The sequence below is a fragment of the Cryobacterium sp. genome, from assembly GCF_026786305.1.
Classification (GTDB): Bacteria; Actinomycetota; Actinomycetes; order Actinomycetales; family Microbacteriaceae; genus Cryobacterium.
The window spans coordinates 1-4,883 of record NZ_JAJAYI010000001.1 but is presented as its reverse complement, the minus strand read 5'-3'; the positions used below and the strand labels follow the sequence as shown (position 1 = coordinate 4,883).

Here is a 4,883-nt window from a genome sequence, read left to right as displayed (position 1 = left end):
GTCGGAGTGGGGGGGCCTCGGGGCGTCCCCCGGGCGGGGGCGTGTGCCAACCCCCCCGCCCCCCGGCCCGTCGTGCAGACGTGCGGGAGCCGTTAGCCGATGGCGCCCTGCACGTCAGCGGTGAGCTTCTGCCAGGTCGTCGTCGGGTCGGCACCGTTGATGACGGCGGCCTGGGCGATGCCCCAGAACTCCCAGACCTGGCCCATGGCCGGGATGGCCGGCATCGGCACGGCGTCGGCGCCGACGGTGGCGAATCCGGCGATGACGGGGTCGGCCGAGGCGGCCTTGGCGGAGGCCTTGAGCGCCGGCAGAATCTGGCCGGACTCGAACAGGGCGGTCTGTACCTTTTCGGTCGCCATGTAGTTCACCAGGAAGTCATTGGCGGCTACCTTGTTCTTGCTCTGCTCGCTGACGAAGAATCCCTTGACGCCGGCGAACGGCTGGGCCGCGCTGGCGCCGGGAGAAGCGATCGGGTCGACGGCGAGGTTGATGCCGGCGTCAACGGCGGCGCCGACGTTCCAGGGTCCGGTGAGCCAGAAGGCGGCTTCACCGGAGGTGAAGGCGGCCTTGGCAATGTCACCGGTGATTTCGGTGTTGAACACGCCGGTGCCGTTCTTGCCCTGGCTACCGAGCCAGGTGGCAAAGGCCTCGCCGCCGGCATTGCCGAGCTCGAGCTTGGTGGCGTCGTAGCCGCCGGCGGCATCGGTGCCGAAGACCGGGGCGTCGAAGGCTGTCTGGAACGGGTAGAGGTGGAACGGGTTGCCGTCTACGCCCTGTTCGACCAGGAAGGGGTACTTCGCGCCGGCAGCGGTGCCCTTGGCGATCATGTCGTCGAAGTTGCTTGCGGCCTCGGGAACGAGATCGGCGTTTCGCAGCAGTGCGAGGTTTTCGACCGCGTAGGGCAGCTCATAGACCTGGCCGTCATACGTGGATGCCGAGATCGCGACATCAAGAAAGTCGCCGGCTTTGTCGCCGAGTTCGATCGGCGACACGACACCGTTGGTGACGAGTTCACCGAGCCAGTCGTGCGCGCCCATTGTGATGTCCGGCCCCTTGCCGGTCGGTACCTGCTGGATGAAGTCATCCTTGAGGGTTGCGTTGTCTTTCGAGACGAGTTTGACCTTGACGCCGGTCTTCTCGGAGTATGCCGCGACCGAGTCTTTGAGGGCGTCGACCCGCTCAGCGTCGAGCCAGATCGTCAGGGTGTTGGCGGCGGTGTCACCACCGGAGTCGGTTGCGGCCCCCGAGGTGCAACCGGCCAGAGTGAGGGAAGCGACGACCGCTAGAGCGCCGGCCAGGAGCAGGCTTTTCTTGTTCACCGTCATTGGTGGTGTGCCTTTCAGATTTCACGCTCGCCTCGATGCAAGCGATTACAGATTGATCCTGCCATGACTTCGCGGCTATTGGCGGTTTAGATAGTCACAAATTCATTAAGGAATCCTCCAATCGCACTGTTTATGGAAACGCTTGCAGCATGGGCAGGGCGCGCTAGGCTCAATAAAACAGCACGAGCCACGCGCGAAGGAGCTTCATGGTCGGCATCTCTGACGTCGCCCGGCACGCCGGAGTCTCCACCGCGACGGTGTCGCGAGCGCTCAGCGGCAACGGGCCGGTGCTGGCGGCCACCCGTATCAGGGTCGAATCGGCGGCCCGAGAGCTCGGCTACGTACCGTCGTCGAACGCGTCGAGCCTCGCCTCGGGCCGCATGAAAAACATCGGTGTCGTCGTTCCGTTTCTGAACCGATGGTTCTTCGCGAGCGTCGTGGAGGGTGCGCAGAGCGCGCTGCAGCGCAACGGCTACGACCTCACCCTGTACAACCTCACCGGTGGCACCGAGGCCAGGCGCAGCGTCTTCGAACATTTTCTGCTGCGCCAGCGAGTGGATGCCGTCATCGCCGTCTCACTCGAGCTGACCGAAAACGAGGTGACTCGGTTGCACGCGCTCGGCAAGCCTCTCGTCGGTGTGGGGGGGCCGCTCTTGGGAGTGCCTACGCTGACCGTCGACGACATCGCCGTTGCCCGACTGGCCACCGAGCATCTGATCACGCTCGGTCACACCCGAATCGCGCACATCGGCGGTGACAAGGCGTTCGACCTCGACTTCAACCTGCCGACAAACCGGCGCTTCGGTTACCAGGCCGCTTTGGCCGGGGCGGGCATTGAGGTGTCCCCAGAACTCTATAAACCCGCCGACTTCACGATGCGGGGCGGTTATCAGGCCGCGAAGCAACTGCTGGGCAGCCCCCATGAGCGACCCACGGCGATCTTCGCGGCCTCAGACGAGATGGCGATCGGCTGCATTCTGGCTGCCCGCGACCTCGGCCTGGTTGTTCCGCGGGACGTGTCGGTGATCGGCGTCGACGACCACGAGCAAGCCGGATTCTTTGGGCTCAGCACGGTCGCCCAGTTTCCCGAAGCGCAGGGCGAGAAGGCGGTAGAGATTCTCATGAATGAGCTGCAGGCCGGCTCGGCCGGCGTGGCGGATGCCGGCACGGGAGCCCTGAACACGAGCATGCCGTTCGAGCTGATCGTGCGGGACAGCACAGCCTGCCCGCCGTCCTAGCTCGACCACCGTTTGGTCGCTCGACCGACATATCCGCTAAGCCGGGGGAGACCAACGGGCGGCGGCGTAGTCGACGCGGTAGTGCGCATCCGCTGGCGATCGCCGGAGCAGGGGTGTGCCCTCGGTGAGATAGTGCGTGAGGGCGCGGGCTTCGTGCTGGAACGGCGGATGCCCGCCCGAACGGACAACGCGCCACCACGGCATGTCAGCACCGTAGTGTGACATGACCTGGCCGACCACCCGAGCGGCCCGGGAACCCAGCACTGCGGCGACGTCGCCATAGGTCATAACCCGGCCGCGCGGGATCGATTCGACGATCGCCAGGACGTGTTCGACGAACGGGCTGTCGGGCGCCAGTCGCACCGACTAGAGCTGCAGGGCGCCGATGACTTCGCCGTACTGGGTTTCGCCGACATCCACGAAGCCCATGCGGTGGAAGAAGGCTTCCGGCCCGTCGGTACCGGGTTCCCAAATGACGTTGACCCGGTCGAAACCACGTTCGCGAGCTTCGGCGGCGAGCGCTTCAGCAGCGAACTTGCCGACGCCCTGCCCTTGGGCATCCGCGTCCACGTTGATGCGCCAGATGCATGCGCGAAACTCTTCGTGCTCAGAGTTGGGATCGAAGTTACCGTGGATGAATCCCGCGACGACACCATCGAGAAGTACCACGCGCTGCCACGAGGTTGCCGGGTTGATCACCGAGGCTGCAACCGAATACGAGACCGGCGCAATGAATTGTTCCTGGCCCGGTTTCAGGCTCAAAGTGTTGGCCGCGACGATGTTTCGAGCAGATAATTCTTCCAGCTTCAGATCACCCATGTGATCAGGCTAACGTGCGCCCGGGGCGGTCGGTAGTCGAGTGACCGTTCGACCCCGGCAATTCACCTGCAACATTTATCTCGATGTCAAGATAGTTGCGGGCCTCTAGTAGGCTTGTCGATGGTCGTGACGGCCACAAAGAGTAACGAGGAGAATTTTTTGTCGAAGATCAAGGTTGAGGGAACAGTTGTCGAGCTCGATGGCGACGAGATGACCCGTATCATCTGGCACGCCATCAAGGAAACGCTCATTCACCCGTACCTCGACGTTGACCTCGAGTACTACGACCTCTCGATTCAAAAGCGCGACGAAACCAACGACCAGATCACGATCGACGCCGCCCGCGCCATTCAGAAGCACGGCGTCGGCGTGAAATGCGCGACGATCACGCCCGACGAAGCGAGGGTGGAAGAGTTCGGCCTCAAGAAGATGTGGCTCTCGCCGAACGGCACCATCCGAAACATACTCGGCGGCACCATTTTTCGCGAACCGATCGTCATCTCCAACATTCCGCGCCTCGTGCCGGGTTGGAACAAGCCGATCATCATCAGCCGTCACGCCTACGGCGACCAGTACAAGGCCACCAACTTTCGGTTCAAGGGCAAGGGCACGCTCAGCATGACCTTCACCCCGCAGGACGGCAGCGAGCCGTCGACGTTCGAGGTGTTCGAGGCTCCCGGCGACGGCGTCGCCATGGGCATGTACAACCTCGACTCGTCGATCACCGACTTCGCTCGTGCCACCCTGGCCTACGGCCTCGAGCGCAACGTGCCGGTCTTCCTGTCGACCAAGAACACCATCCTCAAGGCCTATGACGGTCGCTTCAAGGACATCTTCCAGGACATCTTTGACGCCGAGTTCAAGACCGCCTACGAAGCGGCCGGGCTCACCTACGAGCACCGTCTGATCGACGACATGGTCGCTTCGGCCATGAAATGGGAAGGTGGCTATCTCTGGGCCTGCAAGAACTACGACGGCGACGTTCAGTCCGACACCGTCGCCCAGGGCTTCGGCTCGCTCGGCCTCATGACCAGCGTGCTCTCCACCCCCGATGGCAAGATCGTCGAGGCGGAGGCCGCCCACGGCACCGTGACCCGCCACTACCGCCAGCACCAGCTGGGCAAGCCCACCTCGACCAACCCGATCGCATCGATCTACGCCTGGACCCGGGGTCTGTCGCACCGCGCGAAGCTCGACAACAACCCGGCCCTGGCCGAGTTCGCGTTGACCCTCGAAGACGTGGTTATCAAGACCGTCGAAAGCGGCAAGATGACCAAGGACCTTGCGCTCCTGGTCGGCCCGGACCAGGGCTACCAGACCACCGAGGAGTTCCTCGCCTCGCTCGCCGAGAACCTGCAGACCCGTCTGGCGTAGCCGGCAACAGCGTCTGCTTCACCCACGCAGCTGATTTACCCAAGTAGCCCGCGTACCCCCCCCCGCACGGGGGGGGGGGGGGGGGGGGGGTGGGGGGGGGGCGCCCGGGGGGGGGGGGGGGCCCGCC

At 64.2% G+C, this 4,883-nt stretch carries 5 protein-coding genes; 2 read left to right on the top strand and 3 right to left on the bottom strand.

All coding sequences use genetic code 11. The features are described 5' to 3' along the window. Nucleotides 1-92: 92 nt before the first annotated feature. Nucleotides 93-1,325, bottom strand: coding sequence for an extracellular solute-binding protein (locus LH475_RS00025; RefSeq protein ID WP_196843367.1), 1,233 nt, complete (start codon nucleotides 1,323-1,325; stop codon nucleotides 93-95). A 206-nt stretch (nucleotides 1,326-1,531) separates the two neighbouring features. Between LH475_RS00025 and LH475_RS00020 the strand changes: the two genes are divergently transcribed. After that, nucleotides 1,532-2,563, top strand: coding sequence for a LacI family DNA-binding transcriptional regulator (locus LH475_RS00020; RefSeq protein ID WP_297412567.1), 1,032 nt, complete (start codon nucleotides 1,532-1,534; stop codon nucleotides 2,561-2,563). A 36-nt stretch (nucleotides 2,564-2,599) separates the two neighbouring features. Here the strand turns inward: LH475_RS00020 and LH475_RS00015 are convergent, their stop codons facing one another. Both LH475_RS00015 and LH475_RS00010 read right to left on the bottom strand, forming a co-directional pair. Then, on the bottom strand, nucleotides 2,600-2,926 hold the full coding sequence (locus LH475_RS00015; RefSeq protein WP_196843365.1) for an MGMT family protein: 327 nt from the start codon (nucleotides 2,924-2,926) through the stop codon (nucleotides 2,600-2,602). Nucleotides 2,927-2,929: 3 nt separating this feature from the next. Beyond that, nucleotides 2,930-3,382, bottom strand: a complete 453-nt coding sequence (locus LH475_RS00010; protein WP_196843364.1) for a GNAT family N-acetyltransferase — start codon at nucleotides 3,380-3,382, stop codon at nucleotides 2,930-2,932. Between the two features lie 159 nt (nucleotides 3,383-3,541). Here LH475_RS00010 and LH475_RS00005 point away from each other — a divergent pair, with 159 nt between their 5' ends. Continuing rightward, nucleotides 3,542-4,756 (top strand): NADP-dependent isocitrate dehydrogenase, encoded by a 1,215-nt coding sequence (locus tag LH475_RS00005; RefSeq protein WP_196843539.1) that lies wholly within the window; start codon nucleotides 3,542-3,544, stop codon nucleotides 4,754-4,756. Nucleotides 4,757-4,883: the final 127 nt, after the last annotated feature.